The organism is Bradyrhizobium sp., from assembly GCF_049581145.1.
In the GTDB taxonomy this organism is placed as follows: domain Bacteria; phylum Pseudomonadota; class Alphaproteobacteria; order Rhizobiales; family Xanthobacteraceae; genus Bradyrhizobium.
This window is the reverse complement of the sequence record NZ_JBAURI010000546.1, coordinates 14,379-34,832: the sequence shown is the minus strand read 5'-3', so window position 1 is coordinate 34,832 and position 20,454 is coordinate 14,379. Positions and strand designations below refer to the sequence as shown.

General features: G+C 64.5%; 21 protein-coding genes. 14 read left to right on the top strand and 7 right to left on the bottom strand.

What is annotated here, in order from left to right:
- The coding region (locus WCB02_RS17980; RefSeq protein WP_423960053.1) for an SAM-dependent methyltransferase at nucleotides 1-326 on the bottom strand (326 nt) is incomplete at its 3' end.
- 231 nt (nucleotides 327-557) lie between these two features.
- On the opposite strand from WCB02_RS17980, the gene WCB02_RS17975 reads away from it, so the two are divergent.
- Nucleotides 558-1,820, top strand: a complete 1,263-nt coding sequence (locus tag WCB02_RS17975) for a penicillin-binding protein activator (protein WP_423960052.1) — start codon at nucleotides 558-560, stop codon at nucleotides 1,818-1,820.
- A 39-nt stretch (nucleotides 1,821-1,859) separates the two neighbouring features.
- Here WCB02_RS17975 and hemW read toward each other — a convergent pair whose 3' ends face one another.
- Genes hemW through rph form a run of 3 tightly spaced genes read right to left on the bottom strand, consistent with a single transcriptional unit; the run spans nucleotide 1,860 to nucleotide 4,360 of the window.
- On the bottom strand, nucleotides 1,860-3,017 hold the full coding sequence (gene hemW, locus WCB02_RS17970; protein WP_423960050.1) for a radical SAM family heme chaperone HemW: 1,158 nt from the start codon (nucleotides 3,015-3,017) through the stop codon (nucleotides 1,860-1,862).
- Nucleotides 3,004-3,639 (bottom strand): non-canonical purine NTP pyrophosphatase, encoded by a 636-nt coding sequence (locus WCB02_RS17965; RefSeq protein ID WP_423960055.1) that lies wholly within the window; start codon nucleotides 3,637-3,639, stop codon nucleotides 3,004-3,006. Before WCB02_RS17965 ends, hemW begins: the two co-directional genes overlap by 14 nt.
- 7 nt (nucleotides 3,640-3,646) lie before the next feature.
- Entirely contained in the window at nucleotides 3,647-4,360 is a 714-nt protein-coding gene (gene rph / locus WCB02_RS17960) for a ribonuclease PH (protein ID WP_423960047.1), read from the bottom strand.
- A 186-nt stretch (nucleotides 4,361-4,546) separates the two neighbouring features.
- Here rph and hrcA point away from each other — a divergent pair, with 186 nt between their 5' ends.
- Both hrcA and grpE read left to right on the top strand, forming a co-directional pair.
- Nucleotides 4,547-5,635: a heat-inducible transcriptional repressor HrcA gene (gene hrcA, locus WCB02_RS17955; RefSeq protein ID WP_423960045.1), complete on the top strand. Its 1,089-nt coding sequence runs from the start codon at nucleotides 4,547-4,549 to the stop codon at nucleotides 5,633-5,635.
- Nucleotides 5,636-5,749: 114 nt separating this feature from the next.
- Nucleotides 5,750-6,370: a nucleotide exchange factor GrpE gene (gene grpE, locus WCB02_RS17950; RefSeq protein WP_423960043.1), complete on the top strand. Its 621-nt coding sequence runs from the start codon at nucleotides 5,750-5,752 to the stop codon at nucleotides 6,368-6,370.
- A 17-nt stretch (nucleotides 6,371-6,387) separates the two neighbouring features.
- Here grpE and WCB02_RS17945 read toward each other — a convergent pair whose 3' ends face one another.
- The gene (locus tag WCB02_RS17945; RefSeq protein ID WP_423960041.1) at nucleotides 6,388-7,326 is read right to left on the bottom strand and encodes a hypothetical protein; all 939 of its coding nucleotides are present in this window, start codon (nucleotides 7,324-7,326) and stop codon (nucleotides 6,388-6,390) included.
- 403 nt (nucleotides 7,327-7,729) lie between these two features.
- Between WCB02_RS17945 and dnaK the strand changes: the two genes are divergently transcribed.
- The 8 genes from dnaK to WCB02_RS17905 all read left to right on the top strand — a co-directional run bounded on the left by dnaK (nucleotide 7,730) and on the right by WCB02_RS17905 (nucleotide 14,915).
- A complete protein-coding gene (dnaK, locus tag WCB02_RS17940; protein WP_423960038.1) occupies nucleotides 7,730-9,625 on the top strand; it encodes a molecular chaperone DnaK in 1,896 nt (631 codons plus the stop codon).
- A gap of 143 nt (nucleotides 9,626-9,768) precedes the next feature.
- A complete protein-coding gene (gene dnaJ / locus WCB02_RS17935) occupies nucleotides 9,769-10,902 on the top strand; it encodes a molecular chaperone DnaJ (protein WP_423960036.1) in 1,134 nt (377 codons plus the stop codon).
- A 171-nt stretch (nucleotides 10,903-11,073) separates the two neighbouring features.
- Nucleotides 11,074-11,676: a class I SAM-dependent methyltransferase gene (locus tag WCB02_RS17930; RefSeq protein WP_423960034.1), complete on the top strand. Its 603-nt coding sequence runs from the start codon at nucleotides 11,074-11,076 to the stop codon at nucleotides 11,674-11,676.
- Nucleotides 11,677-11,748: 72 nt separating this feature from the next.
- The gene (locus WCB02_RS17925) at nucleotides 11,749-12,327 is read left to right on the top strand and encodes an NADPH-dependent FMN reductase (RefSeq protein WP_423960032.1); all 579 of its coding nucleotides are present in this window, start codon (nucleotides 11,749-11,751) and stop codon (nucleotides 12,325-12,327) included.
- 7 nt (nucleotides 12,328-12,334) lie between these two features.
- On the top strand, nucleotides 12,335-13,048 hold the full coding sequence (pyrF, locus tag WCB02_RS17920; RefSeq protein ID WP_423960031.1) for an orotidine-5'-phosphate decarboxylase: 714 nt from the start codon (nucleotides 12,335-12,337) through the stop codon (nucleotides 13,046-13,048).
- Between the two features lie 17 nt (nucleotides 13,049-13,065).
- Entirely contained in the window at nucleotides 13,066-13,368 is a 303-nt protein-coding gene (locus tag WCB02_RS17915; protein WP_423960030.1) for a DUF1330 domain-containing protein, read from the top strand.
- A gap of 81 nt (nucleotides 13,369-13,449) precedes the next feature.
- Nucleotides 13,450-14,265 carry a 4-hydroxy-tetrahydrodipicolinate reductase gene (gene dapB, locus WCB02_RS17910; RefSeq protein ID WP_423960027.1) on the top strand — a complete coding sequence of 272 codons (816 nt, stop codon included), beginning with the start codon at nucleotides 13,450-13,452 and terminating at the stop codon, nucleotides 14,263-14,265.
- A 26-nt stretch (nucleotides 14,266-14,291) separates the two neighbouring features.
- Nucleotides 14,292-14,915, top strand: a complete 624-nt coding sequence (locus WCB02_RS17905) for a 2,3-bisphosphoglycerate-dependent phosphoglycerate mutase (RefSeq protein WP_423960025.1) — start codon at nucleotides 14,292-14,294, stop codon at nucleotides 14,913-14,915.
- Between the two features lie 105 nt (nucleotides 14,916-15,020).
- Here WCB02_RS17905 and WCB02_RS17900 read toward each other — a convergent pair whose 3' ends face one another.
- Entirely contained in the window at nucleotides 15,021-15,917 is an 897-nt protein-coding gene (locus tag WCB02_RS17900; RefSeq protein WP_423960023.1) for a methylated-DNA--[protein]-cysteine S-methyltransferase, read from the bottom strand.
- A 55-nt stretch (nucleotides 15,918-15,972) separates the two neighbouring features.
- Complete coding sequence (locus WCB02_RS17895) at nucleotides 15,973-16,494, bottom strand: DUF2244 domain-containing protein (RefSeq protein ID WP_423960022.1); 522 nt, start codon at nucleotides 16,492-16,494, stop codon at nucleotides 15,973-15,975.
- A 23-nt stretch (nucleotides 16,495-16,517) separates the two neighbouring features.
- On the opposite strand from WCB02_RS17895, the gene nth reads away from it, so the two are divergent.
- From nth to WCB02_RS17880, 3 genes are all read left to right on the top strand, one after another.
- On the top strand, nucleotides 16,518-17,372 hold the full coding sequence (gene nth / locus WCB02_RS17890; protein WP_423960020.1) for an endonuclease III: 855 nt from the start codon (nucleotides 16,518-16,520) through the stop codon (nucleotides 17,370-17,372).
- A gap of 90 nt (nucleotides 17,373-17,462) precedes the next feature.
- Nucleotides 17,463-18,620 (top strand): HlyD family secretion protein, encoded by a 1,158-nt coding sequence (locus WCB02_RS17885; RefSeq protein WP_423960018.1) that lies wholly within the window; start codon nucleotides 17,463-17,465, stop codon nucleotides 18,618-18,620.
- A complete protein-coding gene (locus WCB02_RS17880) occupies nucleotides 18,607-20,235 on the top strand; it encodes an MFS transporter (RefSeq protein ID WP_423960016.1) in 1,629 nt (542 codons plus the stop codon). The genes WCB02_RS17885 and WCB02_RS17880 overlap by 14 nt, the downstream gene beginning before the upstream one ends.
- Nucleotides 20,236-20,454: the final 219 nt, after the last annotated feature.

Genomic DNA, 20,454 nt, shown 5'->3' with positions numbered 1-20,454 from the left:
GATCCGCCTCGCGCCAGGCGCGCCAGAAGTTTCGGCCGCGCGGTCGCGGCGTTGTGCTCATGATAGGGCGTCAACTCGGCGGCGATGCCGTAGCGCTCGGTCAGCCGCCGGGTGATGCGGGTATCTTCGCAGGCGATGACATCGACGCCGGCCAGTGTCTGGAGCGCGCGAATCGTGATGTCGCCGAGATTGCCGATCGGGGTCGCCACCAGATGCAACCCGGCAGCCGCTTTCGCCGTGGTCAGCAGATGGCCGCCGAGCGAGAACGTAGGCGCGGCGGGTTGCTGCAGGCCTTCGGTATTTATCGGAGTGGTTTTTGCGCGCATAATATCCATCTTAAGGGGGAGATCGTCCCGGCGCCACAATTGGGAAGCTGGGGCACCGGCATTCATGCGCTAGCCGGGGCCAAATCGGCCATGTCAGCGACTTATCCCGCTCGGCGTGCCCTAATCCTTTTGTTTTGATTAACAATTCGCCGACAATATGCCTGAATCGCCCCGCCTGATCTTTCGCGGGGGCAGTCGCGACCGGCTCGGTCGGGCAAGCCAAGAGATGCAATGGTGGGCTCTTTCATAGACAGGTCCAAGGTCGGGTCCCGATCCTTGGGTCCTGACCCTTCGGATCCCAAGAGCTCCGGCGCAACCCGGCGGGCGGCGATTGGCCTTGTGTTGGGCGCGCCCTTGCTGACCGCCTGCTCGAATGTGCAGCAAGGTCTCAGCGGCTTTTCCAGTCCGTTCGGTTCGAATGCGGCCGCACCCGCGCCCGCGGGTCCGGCTCAGCAGCCGGTCGTCGCGGGCAACGGCCAGGTCAAGGTCGGGCTGCTGCTGCCGTTGTCGGCGGCGGGCAATGCCGGTGTTGCCGCGCAATCCATGAAGAGCGCCGCCGAGATGGCGCTCGGGGAATTCCAGAATCCCAACATCCAGCTCCTGATCAAGGATGACGGCGGCAGCCCGCAAGGCGCCGGCCAGGGGGCGCAGCAGGCGGTCGATGAAGGCGCCGAGATCATCCTCGGTCCATTGTTTGCCCTGTCGGTCCCGGCGACCGCGCAGGTCGCGCGGACGCGGAACATCCCCTGCATCGCCTTCTCGACTGATTCGAGCGTGGCTGGCCATGGCGTTTATCTGTTGAGCTTCCTGCCGGAGTCGGACGTCAACCGGATCGTTGAATATTCGGCGAGCATCGGCAAAAAGTCCTTCGCCGCGCTGCTGCCGGAAAATGCCTATGGCAACGTGGTCGAAGTGGCGTTCAAGCAGGCGGTCGGCCGCCACGGCGGCCGTATCGTCGCGTTCGAGAAATACGGCGCCGACCGCGCCGCGCCGGCGCGGACGGTGGCGCAGGCGCTCGGACAGGCGGATGCGCTCCTGATCGCCGATGACGGCGATTCGGTGGTGGCCACCGCGGACGCACTGACCGCCGCCGGCGCCAATCTGCGCAATATCCAGCTGCTCGGCACCGGGCTGTGGGATAATCCGCGCGTAGCCGCGAGCGCCTCGCTGCAGGGCGGGCTCTATGCCGCTCCCGACCCGTCCGGATTTCGCGCCTTCGCGGGCCGCTACCGCACGCGATACGGCTCCGAGCCGGTGCGAACCGCGACCCTGGCCTATGACGCCGTCGCTCTCGTCGCAGCACTGGCGAAGGTCCCGGGCAGCGGCCAGCGTTATTCGAGCGAGATCCTGACCAACCCGTCGGGCTTCGCCGGCATCGACGGATTGTTTCGTTTTCGTCCCGACGGCACCAATGAACGCGGGCTCGCGATCATGCGCGTCGCCAGCGCCGGCAGCGTGCCGGTCGCGGGCTCGCCGAAGAGCTTTGGGGCCTGATCGCCCCAACTGCAAGATAAGCTCGTAAGCCGAGCCAAGCTAAGCGGCGAGATCCGCCACCACCGCATCGAGTACGGGAAAGCCGGCCTGCGTGACGCGCAGCCGGCCGTCGGCGTCAATGGCGATCGCCCCTTCGTCATGCAACAGCGCGACGCGGCGCGGATCGAGCGTTCGGCCGGAGAGCAGGGCATAACGCCGGGGATCGATCCCTTCCGCGAGCCGCAAGCCCATCAGCAGGTATTCGTCGGCCCGCTCCTCGCTGTTGAGGCGATCATCGGTGATGACGCCGTGGCCGTTGGCCTCGACCCGCATCAGCCAGGCTTCGGGACGTTGCTCGGTCGCGGTCGCGTGACGTTGGCCGTTGATATCGAGTCGGCCATGCGCTCCCGGACCGATGCCGGCATATTCCTCGCCACGCCAGTAGACCAGATTGTGCCGGCACTCCGCCCCTCGCCGCGCATGGTTGGAGATCTCGTAGGCCGGCAAGCCGTGCCGGGCGCAGATCTCCTGCGTGACATCGTAGAGCGCGCGCGCGGTGGCTTCGTCCGGCGTCCTCAGTTTGCCGGACGCGTGCAGGCCGAAAAACGGTGTGCCCTGCTCGATCGTCAATTGATAGAGCGACAGATGCTCGGCGGCTTCCGCGATCGCAAGCTCAAGCTCGCCGGCCCACATCTCCGGCGTCTGATCGGGGCGGGCATAGATCAGATCGAACGAATAGCGCTCGAACGCGCCGCGAGCGATGGCGACCGCGTCGAGCGCCTCGCGCGCGCTGTGCAGGCGTCCCAGCTCTCGCAGCGATTTGTCGTCCAGGGCCTGCACGCCGAGCGAGACGCGGTTGACGCCGGCCGAGCGATAGCCGGCGAATCGCGTGGCCTCGACGCTGGTGGGATTGGCCTCCAGCGTGATTTCCACATCCGGCACGACGCGCCAATGCCTGCCGATGCCGTCCAGGATGGCGCCGACCGTCCGCGGCTGCATCAGAGACGGCGTGCCGCCGCCCAGGAAGATCGATGAAACCTGGCGTCCCGGCACGCGCGCGGCGGTGGTCTCGATTTCGCGCAGAAAGGCGCGCGCGAACCGGTCCTCGTCGATCGCGGCATGGCGGACATGGCTGTTGAAATCGCAATAGGGACATTTCGACAGGCAGAACGGCCAGTGCACATAGACGCCAAAGGCCGGTTTGTCAGCGCCGGTCAAGACAGATCTCCGCCAGCTTGACGAAGGCGCGGGCGCGGTGCGACAGGCCGAGACCGAGCGGCGGCAGGCCGTGTTTCTCGATGCTGGTCATTTCGCCGAAAGTCCGCGCAAAGCCATCCGGCATGAACATCGGATCGTAGCCGAAGCCGGCCGTGCCGCGCGGCGGCCACACCAGAGTGCCGTCGGCACCCGCCTCGACTTCCTCGAGGTGATCGTCGGGCCATGCCAGGCACAAAGCGGAGACGAAATGCGCGCCGCGCCGGTCCGGAGTGGTTGCGCCTCGCTCGGCCAACAGGCGTTCGATCTGCGCCATCGCCGCGTTGAAATCTTTGGCTGGTCCGGCCCAGCGGGCGGAGAAAATGCCGGGCGCGCCGTCGAGCGCGTCGACCACAAGGCCGGAATCGTCGGCGAATGCGGGAAGCTGGCTGGCCTTTGCCGCCGCGACCGCCTTGATCCTGGCGTTGGCCGCAAAGCTGGTGCCGGTTTCCTCAGGCTCGGCAAGACCGAGTTCGCCTGCTGACACGGCTTCGATGCCATACGGCGCCAGCAGCTCGCGCATCTCGGCGAGCTTGCCGGGATTGTGGGTCGCGATCACGAGCCTGCCGGCCAAGTGGCGATGGATCATGCGGCTATGTTACCGCCATTTTCTGCAGGTCGACCAGACGCGCCACGCCCTTGCGTGCGAGCGCCATCAGCGCCAGGAATTCGTCCTGCGTGAACGGCGTTTTTTCCGCGGTGCCCTGGACCTCGATGATGCGGCCATCGCCCGTCATGACGAAATTGGCGTCGGTCTCGGCCTCCGAATCCTCGGCGTAGTCGAGATCGAGCACCGGCGTGCCGTCATAGATGCCGCATGAGATCGCAGCGACATTGTCGCGCAGCACGTTCACCTTCACCATGTTGCGCGCCTTCATCCAGCCGATGCAGTCGGCGAGCGCGACCCAGGCTCCGGTGATCGAGGCGGTTCGGGTACCGCCGTCGGCCTGCAGCACGTCGCAGTCGACCGTGATCTGGCGCTCGCCGAGTGCCTCGAGGTCGATGGTCGCCCGCAAGGAGCGGCCGATCAGGCGCTGGATCTCGACGGTGCGCCCGCTCTGCTTGCCGGCCGAGGCCTCCCGCCGGGTGCGCTCCAGCGTCGCTCGCGGCAGCATGCCGTATTCGGCGGTAACCCAGCCCCGGCCCTGCCCCTTCAGCCATGGCGGCAGCCGATCCTCCAGGGTCGCGGTCACCAACACATGGGTGTCGCCGAATTTAACCATGCAGGAGCCTTCCGCGTATTTGACGACGCCGCGTTCCAGCGACACCGCGCGCAGTTCGTCAGGGGCACGGCGGCTTGGCCGCATGGGAACCTCCAGGAAATTGACCGGTTGGATCAACCGGCTTTGTCAGGTGCGGAGCTTGTAGGAGGGCGAAGGCAGGGCGGCAAGGCCCTTGGCCGTCCTTTTGCAAGGACAATCCGGCCGGGACAATGCCGGCTTGTCACGGGGCCGGCGGAGGGTCAGATTAGGGACTTAGTGAGGGAGTATCGCGTGGCGCACCACGATCCGATCGGCTTGATCGCGCCGCAAGCGGGCTTGGCTCAGCTGAACGAGCGCTCGCGCGACATCTTTCGCCAGATTGTCGAGAGCTATCTGGCGACCGGCGAACCGGTCGGCTCGCGCAACATCTCGCGCCTGATCGCAGTGCCGCTGTCGCCCGCCTCGGTGCGGAACGTGATGGCCGACCTGGAGCAGCTCGGTCTGATCTATGCGCCGCACACCTCGGCGGGCCGGCTGCCGACCGAGCTCGGCCTGCGCTTTTTCGTCGACGCGCTGATGCAGGTTGGCGACCTCTCGGAGGCTGAACGCCAGTCGATCCAGAGTCAGCTTGCGGCCGTAGGCCGGGCGCAATCGGTCGAGGCTGCGCTCGGCGAAGCTCTGACCCGGCTTTCCGGCCTGACTCGGGCAGCCGCGGTGGTTTTGACCGCCAAAGCCAATGCGCGGCTGAAACATATCGAATTCGTACGGCTGGAACCGGAACAGGCGCTCGTCGTGCTGGTCGGCGAGGATGGTCAGGTCGAAAATCGGGTACTGGCGCTGCCGCCCGGCGTTCCCTCCTCGGCGCTCACCGAGGCCAGCAACTTCCTCAATGCACGGATCAGGGGACGGACGCTCGCGGAAGCGCGTCTCGAGCTGGAAACGGCGCTGGCGGAGGACCGTACCGAGCTCGATCAACTGACGCAGAAGGTGATTGCCGCGGGCATTGCCGGCTGGTCCGGGGGCGAGAGCGACCAACGGCAATTGATCGTGCGCGGTCACGCCAATCTCCTGGAAGATCTGCATGCACTCGATGACCTGGAACGCGTGAAGTCGCTGTTCGACGATCTCGAGACCAAGCGAGGCGTGATCGACCTCTTGGGCCGGGCGGAGCGCGCCGAAGGCGTACGCATTTTCATTGGATCGGAAAACAAGCTGTTTTCGCTGTCGGGTTCGTCGACCATCATCGCGCCGTATCGTGATGCGGCCGGCCACATTGTCGGCGTACTTGGCGTGATCGGGCCAACGCGACTTAATTATGCCCGGGTGATCCCCACAGTGGATTATGCCGCGCGGATCGTCAGCCGGCTGCTGGGCGGCTGATTCTCGACCGTCCGGCGGATCACAGACGCTTGATTTTCGTCGCTTAAAGCACGATATCCCGGCCGAACAAGCTCCCATTCATTTTCCAGCCGAAAAGCATCGAGAAGGCAATCCATGACCGATCCCGACCTGCAGAAAAATGATCCGGCGAATCCGGCGCAGGCCAGCGAGCCCGTGGTCTCCAAACCCTATATCATGCCCGACGACCCCGAGGCGGGATCTGCGGAAGCGCTGGCCAAGGAAGCCGCCGACGCGCGCGACAGGATGCTGCGCACGCTGGCGGAGATGGAAAATCTGCGCAAGCGCACCAGTCGTGAAGTCGCCGATGCGCGGATCTATGGCATTACAGGATTTGCCCGCGATGTGCTCGACATCGCCGACAATCTGCAGCGTGCGCTCGATGCGGTGCCGGCTGAGGCGCGCGCCAGTGCCGAACCGGGGCTGAAGGCGCTGATCGAGGGTGTCGAGCTGACCGAGCGGTCGCTGCTCAACACGCTGGAGAAAAACGGCGTCAAGAAATTCGATCCGGCTGGCGGAAGATTCGATCCGAACTTCCAGCAGGCGATGTTCGAAGTGCCGGACGCGTCCGTTCCGGCCGGTACCGTAGTGCAGGTGATGCAGGCCGGCTACATGATCGGCGAGCGCGTGTTGAGGCCGGCGCTGGTCGGCGTGTCGAAGGGTGGCGCGAAGGCCGCAACCGTCGTCAACGGCAACGAGCCCGAGGGCGAGGCCTAGACGCGATCTGTTTCCTGTCAGCTGCGCGGCGTGATGCCGTCGCGCACGGCACGGAAACGCGGAAATGCCGTGGACCACTGGTCGCGCGGGCTACTGCCGATGATGCGTAGCGTGGCCGGGCTGCCGAACCGCAACCACTGCACGACGGTGACGGGGGTGTTGTCCTTGCCGCTGATCGCATCGATTCGGGTCTCGAAGCCCGGCGTGCCGTCGATGCGCTGCGGCTCGGACATCGTGATCCTGGCATCCCGCACGCCCGGAATCTGAGTGGCGGCCTCTTGCGCGAAACGGGCGCGATCATCCGGCTCCGACGGCGCGGCGGCGATGGTGCCGATAATCATGAACGGGGCGGTCTCGAAGCCGGTCTTCTCCTCACCGTCGGCGAGAATCACGGCGGCGCCCGGCGCCAGTGTCAGGACGTTCTTGAAGTTACTGAGTTCGCTCACGTTGAACGGCAATAGTCCGAGTTGTTCCGAGATCGGCACCTGCTTGCGAACCACCGCCGAGGCAAACATCTGGCGCACCGCGTCGTCGGAATAGATCTTGGCGGCGTCCTCCGGGACTTGCACTGCGACATAGCCGGAGAAGCTGTCGCCCGGCAGGATCATTGAATAGCGCCGCACCCTGTTGGCGCCGTCCCCGGCGGTCTCGACGGTATAGTAGGCGGTGCCGGCCGACGTCTCGAGGCTCTCTGGCTTGACGCCGCCGCTGCCGGCGGCGTTGGCCGCAAAGGCGTTCTTGACCTCGCTGTAGGCGCCTGCCGGAAGCTCGGTGACCAGTACCTTGACCGTCTGATCGTCTGATTCGAATCCGGGAAAAGACTTGGAGGAGACCAGGCCGACCAACGGTGTCAGTCCCACCCGCGCTCCGGGTGGGAAGATCGCATCCGCTCCCAAGGCCGGTCGCAGGATGGCGACGAACAACGCAACAGCGGTCAATAGTCCAAGACGTTTCATGAAGAACCTATCTGGTTTGCAGTGAGCCCGCTCAATAGTCGGCCGGGATGCCGGCCCGGGGGGATGGTTCGTATGCCTGTTTTTAACGGTTTTGCGGGCCGGGCAACAGGCTCTGGAGGGCGCCGGTTTGTCACGCCCCCGTTAGGACGGGCATCGCGCTTCGCAGCCGATCCATTAACGGGATATTACCTGTCGGTCGAATTCGCGACGCCTGCCACCGACATTATCTTTCGCGGGCAGTGGTTTTCGGCGGCCAAGCTTGCTTCCGGTCCTTGCGGGCCGATACCCCCCTCCTATATGAGGCTCAACGTCGCAATATCGCGAGTATTTGATCTGAGGGGGTTTGGGTTGGGGCGCCTTCAGGGCCCTGCCGACCTGCCGCAAAAAGAAGGATATCAGGACCATGGGAAAGGTCATCGGGATCGACCTCGGCACCACCAATTCGTGCGTCGCCGTAATGGACGGCAAAACGTCGAAAGTCATCGAAAACGCCGAGGGCATGCGAACAACTCCCTCGATTGTAGCCTTCAGCGATGACGGCGAACGTCTGGTCGGCCAGCCTGCCAAGCGCCAGGCGGTGACCAACCCTGAGCGTACCTTCTTTGCGGTCAAGCGCCTGATCGGCCGTCGCTATGACGATCCGATGGTGGAGAAGGACAAGAAGCTCGTCCCCTACAAGATCGTCAAGGCATCCAACGGCGACGCTTGGGTCGAAGCCGACGGCAAGGCCTACTCGCCCTCGCAGGTCTCCGCCTTCATCCTGCAGAAGATGAAGGAGACCGCGGAAGCCCATCTCGGCCAGAAGGTCGATCAGGCCGTCATCACGGTTCCCGCTTACTTCAACGACGCCCAGCGTCAGGCCACCAAGGACGCCGGCAAGATCGCCGGTCTCGAGGTCCTGCGCATCATCAACGAGCCGACCGCAGCGGCTCTGGCTTACGGCCTCGACAAGACCAAGGCCGGCACCATCGCGGTCTACGACCTCGGCGGCGGCACCTTCGACGTCTCGATCCTGGAGATCGGCGACGGCGTTTTCGAGGTGAAGTCGACCAATGGCGACACCTTCCTGGGCGGCGAAGACTTCGACATGCGGCTCGTCAACTATCTGGCGGACGAGTTCCAGAAGGAGCAGGGCATCAACCTGCGCAACGACAAGCTCGCCCTGCAGCGGCTGAAAGAGGCTGCCGAAAAGGCCAAGATCGAGCTGTCCTCGACCACGCAGACTGAAATCAACCTGCCCTTCATCACGGCTGACCAGTCGGGACCGAAGCACCTGACGATGAAGCTCACGCGCGCCAAGTTCGAGGCGCTGGTTCAGGATCTGGTCGAGAAGACCATCGAGCCGTGCCGCAAGGCGCTGAAGGATGCCGGCCTGACCGCCGGCGAAATCGGCGAAGTGGTGCTGGTCGGCGGCATGACCCGCATGCCGAAGATCCAGGAGATGGTGAAGCAGTTCTTTGGAAAGGAGCCGCACAAGGGCGTCAACCCCGACGAAGTCGTTGCCATTGGCGCTGCGATCCAGGCCGGCGTGCTGCAGGGCGACGTCAAGGACGTGCTGCTGCTCGACGTGACCCCGTTGTCGCTCGGCATCGAGACGTTGGGTGGCGTGTTCACCCGCATCATCGACCGCAATACCACGATCCCGACCAAGAAGAGCCAGGTGTTCTCGACCGCCGAGGATAGCCAGAACGCGGTGACGATCCGCGTCTTCCAGGGTGAACGCGAGATGGCGGCCGACAACAAGATGCTCGGTCAGTTCGATCTGATGGGCATCCCGCCGGCGCCCCGTGGCATGCCGCAGATCGAGGTCACCTTCGACATCGACGCCAACGGCATCGTCAACGTCTCGGCCAAGGACAAGGCGACCGGCAAGGAGCAGCAGATCCGCATCCAGGCCTCCGGCGGCCTGTCGGAATCCGACATCGACAAGATGGTCAAGGACGCCGAGGCCAATGCGGCGTCCGACAAGAAGCGCCGCGAGGCGGTCGACGCCAAGAACCACGCCGACGCGCTGGTGCATTCGACCGAGAAGGCGCTGGCCGAGCATGGCGCCAAGATCGCCGAAGGCGAGCGCCGCGCCATCGAGGACGCGGTCAGCGATCTGAAGGAAGCGCTGAAGGGCGACGATGCCGAAGCCATCAAGGCGAAGACCAATACGCTGGCGCAGGCGTCGATGAAGCTGGGCGAAGCCATGTACAAGCAGCAGGCCGAAAGCGATGCGGCCAAGGACGCTGCGAAGGATGACGTGGTCGACGCGGAGTTCACCGAGGTCGACGACGACAAGAAGAAGTCTGCTTGATAGCGGGCAATGGTCATGACCCTCATTCCAAAGCACGCGTGAGCTGCGCTGCGATGGATGGGGGTCATTTCTCTTTGCGCCGAAGGCTGCATCCTTGTCGGCGCAATTCGGGACTGACGGCGAAGTTCGGGCGGGTGTGATGAATGTCTACCAAGCGCTGCTATTACGAAACCCTTGAGGTCGACCGCACCGCCGACGATTCCAAGCTCAAGGCGGCGTTTCGAAAACTTGCCATGAAATGGCATCCGGACCGCAACCCGGGCGACGCCACGAGCGAAGTGCGGTTCAAGGAAATCAATGAAGCCTACGAAGTCCTGAAAGACGGCGACAAGCGCGCTGCCTATGACCGCTATGGCCATGCGGCGTTCGAGCAGGGGGGCCCGGGCGGTCCGGGGTTTGGCAGCGGTTTTGCCACCTCGTTCTCCGATATTTTTGAGGACCTGTTCGGCATGGCGGGGCAGCGCAGCCGCGGCGGCGGTGGCCGCGAGCGTGGCGCCGATCTCCGCTACAATATGGAGATTAGCCTCGAGGAGGCCTTCGAGGGCAAGACCGCGCAGATCGAAATTCCGGTCTCCGTGACTTGCGAAGCGTGCTCCGGCACCGGGGCGAAGTCGGGCACCAAGCCGAAGTCCTGCTCGACCTGCGGCGGCGCGGGACGTATCCGGCAGTCGCAGGGTTTTTTCACGCTGGAACGGACCTGTCCGAGCTGTCAGGGGCGTGGGCAGACCATTGAGGATCCCTGTCCCTCCTGTACGGGCTCCGGGCGGGTGACGCGTGAGCGCACGCTCTCGGTCAACATTCCGCAAGGCGTGGAAGACGGCACACGGATTCGCCTCGCCGGCGAAGGCGAGGCCGGCGTCCGCGGCGGGCCGCCCGGCGACCTCTACATCTTCCTCTCGCTGTCGGCGCATGAGTTCTTCCAGCGCGATGGCGCCGACCTGCATTGTCGCGTGCCGATCTCGATGGTGACGGCCGCGCTCGGCGGCGAGTTCGAGGTACCGACCATCGACAAGGGCAAGACCAAGGTGAAGATCCCGGCGGGTGCCCAGTCCGGCCGACGTTTTCGCGTCGCCTCGAAGGGGATGCCGGTGCTCCGCTCGCGGCAGACCGGCGACATGTATGTCCAGGTGATGGTCGAGACGCCGCAGAACCTCACCAAGCGACAGCAGGAATTGCTGGCGGAGTTCGAGAAATTATCCTCGGGGGCGACCCAGCCGGAGGCTGCAGGCTTCTTCGCCAAGGTCAAGGACTTCTTCGGCAACCGTGCTAGTAGCTAGCGGCGGGACCAGCCAAAAACTTTAGAAGATGTATGGCGTTATCGCCACACTGCTCGGGTCATCTCGGGCCCTGGCAGTGCGGTGCGGCTTGACCGTCATGGCTGCACCCTATACGTCTTTGTGACTGTTTTCTGACACCGCCGCGCAAATGCGGTCCCGTCCGGTACTGACATGCCTTTGCAATCGTCTGTGCGTGCGTTGAAAAAGACCCCTCGTCTTGACGATGAGGTGCGTTTTCTCCGTTCATGGATCGAGAAGCCGCTTCATGTCGGTGCCGTGATGCCCTCTGGCCGTCCGTTGGCGCGGACCATGGCCCAATATGTCGACGCTGACGCCTCGGGCCCCGTGGTCGAACTTGGGCCGGGCACCGGCGCCATCACCAGCGCCTTGATCGAGCACGGGGTCGACCAGAAGCGTCTGGTCCTGGTCGAATACAATCCAGGTTTCTGCGCGCTGTTGCGCGACCGCTATCCCCAAGCCAAGGTGGTGCAGGGCGATGCGTACCGGCTCCGGGATACGCTCTGGAATATGCTGAGCGCGCCGGCGACCGCCATCGTGTCCGGCCTGCCGCTGGTCACCAAGCCGATGCTGACCCGGCTGAGGCTGGTTCGCGACGCCTTCGCAGCACTCGCACCCGGCGCCCCCTTCGTGCAGTTCACCTATTCGGTGGTGCCGCCGATTCCGAAATCACTACCCGGCGTATCCACGGAAGCCTCCGAGCGGATCTGGATGAATCTTCCGCCGGCCCGCGTTTGGGTGTATCGCAAATATTGATGCTGCCCAGCGTGTTCGCTCGGCGGCGCATGCTCGGCCTCAAATGCTTGGCCCCGAACGCGACTTTAAAAATTGTCCGCGCTGAAAATCCTGGTGATCCCCGGCTCGCTGCGCGCCGGCTCGCATAATGTAAGGCTCGCCGCCGCCGCCGCCCATCACTTCGCGCAGGCCGGCGCGGACGTGACGCGCATCTCGCTCGCCGACTTTGCGTTGCCGATCTATGACGGCGACCTGCAGGCGAAATCCGGCGTGCCGAAAAACGCGCTCAACCTGAAGCGCATGATCGGCGCCCATCACGGCGTGCTGCTGGTCACCCCCGAATATAATTCCTCGGTGCCGGCGCTCCTGAAGAACACCATCGACTGGATCACGCGTGTGCAGGATGCCCATGAAACAAGGGGCCAGATGTTGCGCGAACGGCCGTTTGCGATCGCGGCCGCGTCGGAAAGCAGGCTCGGCGGAACTCGCGCCTTGGCGGCCTTGCGGCTGATCCTGTCGGCCTGCCAGGCGACTGTCATTCCAAGCCAGCTCGCGCTGTCCTTCGCCCATCAGGCCTATGATGATATGGACAGATTGAAGAACCCGGCCGACATCGAGGCGTTGTCCGCGCTGGTCAAGCAGCTCATCGAAGTCTCCCAGAGCATGATGTGAGGTGACCATGACGGCGTCCGAGATTTCTCCCCGCGACCGGTTGATCGTGGCGCTCGATCTGCCCAACGTCGAGGCTGCGGACGCCATGGTGGCGCGGCTCGGCGACAGCGCGACGTTCTACAAGATCGGCTATCAGCTCGCCTTTGCGGGCGGCCTGCCGCTGGTGCGCCAGCTCGCCGAGCAGGGCAAGAAGGTCTTCATCGATCTCAAGCTGCATGACATCGGCCATACCGTCAAGCGCGGGGTCGAGAGCATCGCCAAATCAGGCGCGACCTTTCTCACCGTCCACGCCTATCCGCAGACCATGAAGGCGGCAGCCGAAGCGCGCGAGGGTACCGATCTGAAAATCCTCGCCGTCACCGTGCTCACCTCGTATGACGACGACGACCTTCACGCCGCCGGGTATCGCCTGGGCGTCTCCGATCTCGTTGCCGCGCGGGCCCAGCAGGCGCAGGTGCTCGGCATCGACGGCCTCGTCTGCTCGGCCGAAGAGTCGTCCGCCTTGCGCGAGATCGTCGGGCATCGGATGCGGCTGGTGACGCCCGGCATCCGTCCCGCCGGTTCGGGCGCCGGCGACCAGAAGCGCGTCATGACGCCGGCGCGCGCGATCGCGGCCGGCAGCGATTATCTGGTGGTCGGGCGGCCGATCCTCGAAGCTGCCGACCCCAAGGCGGCCGCGGAGGCAATCCAGGCCGAGATCGCGCCGGCGCTGGTTGCATAGAGGAAGGAAAGCTCAAAATGGCAAAAGGCTACTGGATCGCACGCATCGACGTCCACAACATGGACGGCTACAAGGACTACGTCGCGCAGAACGGCGCGGTGTTCAAGAAATACGGCGCCAAATTCCTGGTGCGTGGCGGCAAGTTCGAGCCCAAAGAGGGCAGCTCGCGGTCGCGCAATGTGGTGCTAGAGTTCAAGGACTACGAGACCGCCCTCGCCTGCTACAATTCGCCGGAATATACCCACCTGGTCGCGATCCGCAGCCCGCACTCCGAAGGCGACCTCGTCATCATCGAAGGATATGACGGACCGCAGCCCTGATCCCCCTACTCTGAATTCCTGGAGGCGCTCGGTTGCTGGAACGGGCCGCTCCGGCTACAACGGCCTCAAGAGGATATGTCCATGCCCGAGATGCGCTTGATCGTTGCGGGGGCCGGCGGCCGGATGGGTCGCGTGCTGACGCGCCTCGTCGAGGAGAGCCGCGGTGCGGTGCTGGTCGGCGCGCTCGAGGCGCCCGGGTCGGAGCTTTTGGGCAAGGATGCCGGCGTGCTGGCGGGACTGCCCGAAAACGGAGTCAAGCTGTCGGCCGATCTGTGGACGCTGTCGGAAAAAGCCGACGGCATCCTCGATTTCACCGTACCGCGCGCGACCATTGCCAATGTCGCGATCGCCGCCGAGCGCGGGCTCGTGCACGTGATCGGGACCACCGGGCTTTCGGCCTCCGACGATGCCGTGATCAACAGCGTGACCTCGCGCGCGATCGTGGTCAAGTCGGGCAACATGAGCCTCGGCGTCAATCTGCTGGCGGCGCTGGTCAAGCGCGTGGCGCGGGCGCTCGACCAGAGTTTCGACATCGAGATCCTGGAAATGCATCACAGGGACAAGATCGATGCGCCGTCCGGCACGGCGCTGATGCTGGGCCAGGCGGCCGCCGCTGGCCGTGGCATCTTGCTTGAAGACCATGCGGCGCGGGGCCGCGACGGCGTCACCGGCGCGCGTCGCTCCGGGGACATCGGTTTTGCCTCGCTGCGCGGCGGTACTGCCGCGGGCGATCACAGCGTGATCTTCGCCGGTGCGTCCGAGCGGATCACGCTGTCGCATCAGGCCGAGGACCGCGTTCTGTTTGCCCATGGGGCGTTGAAGGCAGCGCTGTGGGCGCATGGCAAGAAGCCCGGCCTCTACACCATGGCCGACGTGCTCGGCCTGAGCGATTTCTAACGTCCACAATTACGGAAGAGACAGCGATGAGCGATCGTCTTCTTGTTCTGGTGCGCCACGGCCAGAGCGAATGGAATCTGAGGAACCTCTTCACCGGCTGGAAAGATCCCGATCTGACCGAGCAGGGCATCGCGGAAGCGAAGGACGCGGGCCGCAAGCTGAAGGCGCAGGGGCTGCAATTCGATGTCGCCTTCACCTCGGTGCTGACGCGCGCGCAGCACACGCTCGATCTCCTGCTCGCCGAGCTCGGCCAAACTGGTCTTCCAACCAAACAGGACCTCGCGCTGAACGAGCGCGACTATGGTGATCTCTCGGGGCTCAACAAGGACGATGCACGCAAGCGCTGGGGCGAGGAGCAGGTCCTGATCTGGCGCCGTTCCTATGACGTGCCGCCGCCGGGGGGCGAAAGCCTGAAGGACACGCTGGCGCGCGCCCTGCCCTATTACGTCAAGGAGATCCTGCCCTGCGTGCTGCGCGGCGAGCGCACGCTGGTCGCAGCCCACGGCAATTCGCTGCGCGCGTTGATCATGGTGCTGGAAAAGCTCACGCCCGAGAGCATTCTGAAGCGCGAACTCGCGACCGGCGTGCCGATCATCTATCGGCTCAACGCCGATTCGACGGTCGCATCGAAGCTCGACCTGGCCACGTAGTTGGTTCAGTGGCCGCGGATGTCGCGCGGCTATCGTCGCTTCCTTCGGCGCAAAAAGCGTTATCGCAAATAGCGCGTCGACGGGGATATGAGGAAGGAGCTTGCGTTACTGCACGCCCACCTGCCCTGCTTCCCAACCCAGCATCGCCTGCTTGCGGGTAACGCCCCAGTGATAGCCGGTCAGTTTGCCGCCCTTGCCGAGTGCCCGATGGCACGGCACCACGAATGACACCGGGTTTCGTCCAATCGCCGCGCCGACGGCGCGCGAGGCTTTTGGCGATTTGATCTTGTTGGCGATGTCGGAATAGCACACCGCCCTGCCCATCGGGATCTTCAGCAACGTCTCCCACACCCGCAGCTCGAAATCGGTCCCGATCAGCACCACCCGCAGCGGCAGGTCCGGCCGCCACAGCCTGGTGTCGAAGACGCGCTGGGCGAGCGCCGCCGTGCCGTCGCGATCTTCGACATAGGTCGCGTTCGGCCAGCGCCGCTTCATGTCGGCGAACGCGATCTGCTCTTCGCCGGGATCGGCGAAGGCCAGTCCTGCGAGCCCGCGGCCGGTCGCAATCACGATCGCACTGCCGAAGGGCGAGGCGTGAAAGCCGTAGCGCAGCATCATGCCGGCGCCGCCGTTCTTCCATTCGCCGGGCGACATCGCCTCGTGGGTGACGAACAGATCGTGCAGCCGTCCCGGGCCTGACAAGCCGGAGTCCAGCGCCGCGTCCAGCACGCTGGCGGAATCCCTGAGCAGGCCCTTGGCGTGGTCGAGCGTCAGCGCCTGCATGAAGGCCTTTGGCGTCAGGCCGGCCCAGCGCCGAAACAGATGGTGCAGTTCATCCGGTGTCACGCTGGCGGCATCCGCGATGGCTTCGATGGTTGGTTGCGCGCGCCAATGTTCGGAGATGAAGGCGATGGCGCGCCGCACCGAATCATAATCCCGCAACGCGGCGTCCTGCGGGCCGGGCTTGGTCAGGTGCTGGTCATGTATCGCGAGTGTCATCATGGCAGCTGATGTAGGACAGGCGGGCCGCCCGAACCACCCGATTTCCGATCAGCCCTTACGCCACCGGATTATAGCTCACGCCGCGCCGGGCAGCCACCAGCGCAGCGTTCAAGGCACTGGCAAAGCTTGCCTTTTCGCCCGGACCGAGAAAATTTCCGATCGCCAGATGGCGTCCGCGGGAGACGAGATAAAGCCGTTCAATGCCGTATTCCTGGTGCACTTCCTGGTCGAGCCGCACCCAGAGCGGATTGAGCACCCATTCGGCGACATGGCCGCGATGGCTGACGCGGCGGACGCGGAGTTCGGATGGCGTCATCGAGATCTCTTCGCGCGCGTTGGCTCGGCGGAAGTTGACCTTGAAAGCCCAGTAAATCGCGAGAACGTCGAGGCCGAAAAAGCCGAACACCGGCCACGCGCCCATCAACAGGAAGGCGATGCCTGCGGCAAAGCTGACCGTACCAAGAAACGCCATCACCAGCAGGAAACCGGTACGGTTGAGCGAGCGATGCGGCGTCAGCAGCGCCTGGAACAATTCCGGCTCCGCCGCATCGGGATCAAAATGATTGCCTGCGGTCATGACCTTTCACTATATCCAACTTCATGGCCAAAATCATCCGTACTCAACGTGCCAAAACAGCTCGCGTTCGGCCGCTGCCGAAAAAATCGGCAAAGCCGCCCAAAGCCACCAAGCCCGCGCGAGTCGCCAATCCGGCACCGAGCCCGCCGCTCCCAAAAGCCATCAAATCCAAAGTCGCCACGTCTGAAGCCGCCCGTTCCAAAACAGCAAAACCCAAGACCGCAAAATCCAAGACCCCAGCACCGTGGACCCCTGCGGAGGTCCGCGAAGCCTTCAGCCGCTTTGCGAAGGCCAATCCCGAGCCGAAGGGCGAACTCGAGCATCTCAATCCCTTCACGCTCCTGGTCGCCGTCGTATTGTCGGCGCAGGCCACCGATGCCGGCGTCAACCGGGCGACGCGGGCGCTGTTCGAAGTCGCCGATACGCCGCAGAAAATGATCGAGCTGGGCGAAGACAAACTGCGCGATTACATCAAGACCATCGGTCTCTACCGCACCAAGGCCAGGAACGTCATCGCCCTGTCGGAAAAGCTGATCAGGGAGTTCGGCGGCGAGGTGCCACGTACCCGCGCCGAGATCGAGTCGCTTCCGGGGGCAGGCCGCAAGACCGCCAATGTCGTGCTCAACATGGCCTATGGCGAGCGCACTTTGGCGGTCGACACCCATGTTTTTCGCGTCGGCAATCGCACCGGGCTAGCGCCGGGCAGGACGCCGCTCGAGGTGGAACTGGGATTGGAGAAGGTGATCCCTGCCGAGTTCATGCTGCACGCGCATCATTGGCTCATCCTGCATGGCCGCTACACCTGCCTCGCTCGCAAGCCGCGCTGCGACGTATGCCTGATCAACGATCTCTGCCGCTGGCCGGAAAAGCCGATCTGAGGCATCATTGCCGTCATCGCTTGATAGCATCGTCCGGCGTTTGGACTCCCGGCGGGTTTTGTTTGGGAACAGCGATTTGGAGAGAGCGTCGTGAGCGAGCAGGACCAAGCCGTCCCGATTCCCGCCGGCCCGAACATGTCGGCTCCGGTTTCAGCGCCGGTCAATTCGACGCCAGCCAAGTCTACGCCCGGCTTTTGGAACCGGTTCGTGATCCCGTTGTTCGCGGTCCTTACGGCCTTCGGCTTCATCGCGCTCGCAACGTTGCGCTGGGATGAATGGACCGGCGACGCCGCGATCCAGAGCACGGACGACGCCTATGTCCGCAGCGACCTGACGCATCTGAGTTCGCGCGTTGCCGGCGAGGTCTTGACCGTCGCGGTGGATGATTTCCAGCGGGTCAAGGCCGGCGAACTCCTGGTTCAGATCGATCCCGCCGACTACCAGGCCCAGGTTGATCAGGCGGAGGCAGGTGTTGCCGCGGCGCAAGCTGCGCTGGATAATCTCTCCAACCAGGTCGAACTGCAATACGCGACCATCGCGCAGGCCGATGCGCAGCGGGTTTCGGCGGAAGCGCAGCTTGTGGAAGCGCGCGAGGAGCAGACGCGGCAGCAATCGCTGACGCAGACTGAAGCCGGGACGCGGCAAAAGCTCGAACAGGCGACGGCGGCCTTCGCCAAAGCCGACGCTGACGTCCACGCCAGCCGCGCGGTCATCGCCGAGCAGAAGCATCAGCTCGAAGTGCTCTCCGGAACGAAGAAGCAGCGCGCGGCCGACCTCGAGGGCGCCAAGGCAACCCTGGCCGCCGCCAGGCTCAAGCTCGGCTACACCAGGATCGTGGCGCCGTTCGACGGCGTCACGGGAGAGCGCGAGGTTCAGCCGGGGGACTATGTCAACATCGGGACCAATCTGGTCAACGTGGTGCCGCTGCCCAACGTCTACGTGATTGCGGATTACAAGGAGACCCAGCTCACCCGCGTCAAGCCCGGGCAACTCGTCGATCTTACGGTCGATTCCTTCCCGCGTGAGACGTTGCACGGCCGCGTCGAACGGATTTCGCCGGCCAGCGGCTCGCAATTTGCGCTGCTGCCGCCGGACAACGCCACCGGAAATTTCACCAAGGTGGTGCAGCGCATTCCGGTCCGCATCGCGCTGGACAAGAACCAGCCATTGCTGCAGCGGCTGCTGCCGGGCATGTCGGTCACGACCAGGATCCACACCGACGATAGCGGATCCAATGGCGCAAAATGACGCCGACCATGGGCCCCTGTCGCGCGGCGGCATCGCGCCGCAACCGCTGTTCGCGGTCGGTGCCGTGCTGCTCGGCTCGTTCCTCGCAAATTTCGACAGCCGCCTGACTTCGGTTGGCCTGCCCGACCTGCGCGGCGCGTTCTCGCTCAGCTTCGACGAGGGCGCCTGGCTTTCCACGGCCGGCATCGGCTCGCAGATCTTCATCGCGCCCTGCGTGGCGTGGCTTGCGACCGCATTCGGGATGCGCCGGGTGCTCGGCATCCCAAGCCTGATCTTCGCGGCCATCTCGCTGATCCTTCCGTTCGTCCGCGATTACACGACACTGATCGCACTCAGCATCGCACACGGCATGCTGCTCGGCACCTTTGTGCCCGCGACGTTGATGATCATCTTGCGCAACCTGCCGATTCGGTGGTGGCTGCCCGCGATCGCGCTGTATGCGATCCGGGTCGGGTTCGCGCTGGATACCAGCTCGTCGGCGGTCGGCTTCTACGTCGAACACTGGGGCTGGCAGTGGCTCTATTGGCAGGCGGCGCTGATCGCGCCGCTGATGGGTCTGATGGTCTATCTCGGCACTCCGCATGAAGCCGTCAACCGCGACCTGGTGCGCGAGGCCGACTGGGGCGGAATGCTGCTGCTCGGCGCCTCGGTCTCGATGGTCTACGCCGGTCTCGACCAGGGCAATCGTCTGGACTGGCTGGGGTCGGGCACGGTCGTGGCGCTGCTTGTCGGCGGCTGTGTGCTGTTCGTCATCTTCCTCGTCAATGAAGCCAGCGTCCGGCAGCCCTGGGCTCATGTCAACGTGCTGTTCTCGCGCAATATCGGCCTCTCGCTGCTCGGCATCCTGCTCTATACGCTGACCAGCCTGTCGAACTCGTCGCTGGTGCCGAACTTTCTCGGCGTCGTCACCCTGTTGCGGCCCGAGCAATCCGGCGTGCTGCTGTTGACTTACGGCGCGCTGCCGATGCTCGTCCTGGTACCGATCTCGATCTTCCTGCTCCGGCATTTCGATGCGCGCGTGGTGCTGATCGTCGGACTGTCGGCATTCGCCGCAGCGAACCTGCTCGGCACCCAGCTCACCCATGACTGGGCACGTGGCGATTTCATCCCTATCGCGCTGCTGCAATCGGTCGGGCAGGCGTTTACGCTGCTGCCGATCATCATCCTGTTGCTGTCGAACGCCGATCCGGCGCGCGCGACGGCGTTTGCGGCCTATATCCAGATCACACGCCTCGGCGGCGCGGAAATCGGCGTGGCGCTGATGGGGACCTGGCTGCGGGTCCGCGAGCAGGTGCATTCCAACTTTCTCGGGCTGCACATCGAGAATGGCGAGGTCGACGTGATGCACATGCTGACACAACTGGCGAATCGATTTGCAAGCCGTGGCGTGTCAACCGCTGCAGCGCGAGCGCTGGCGACGCTTTCGGCCGAGGTGCAGCGGGAAGCAAATGTGCTGGCCTATATCGATGGCTTTTGGTTGTGCTTCTGGCTGGCGATCGCCGCGCTGATCTGTATCAGCCTGATTACCCGCGCGCCGCCCGGCCCGTTCACGCCGGAGCCGTTCGGCGCTGCGAAGGCCGTGCTGCGGAAGTGCGGCTTGGCCGTTCCGCGTTAGTTGCCCCTGCCCATCGCGCTTGTCGGCAGCCAATCGCGAGCCTCCGCTGCGCACCAAGGTCCGGATCACGGACCATGCAATATCCGGGAGCGCGCGCACGGCCGGCAGGTGCAGGATATGTTTTCGCGCAGGTGAAAACGCCTTCGGCGTCCGCCGCGCCCCGGGACTATTGCAAGATGCTCGGCGTCATCCCGGGCGACCAGGCGTTCCGTCCGCTCG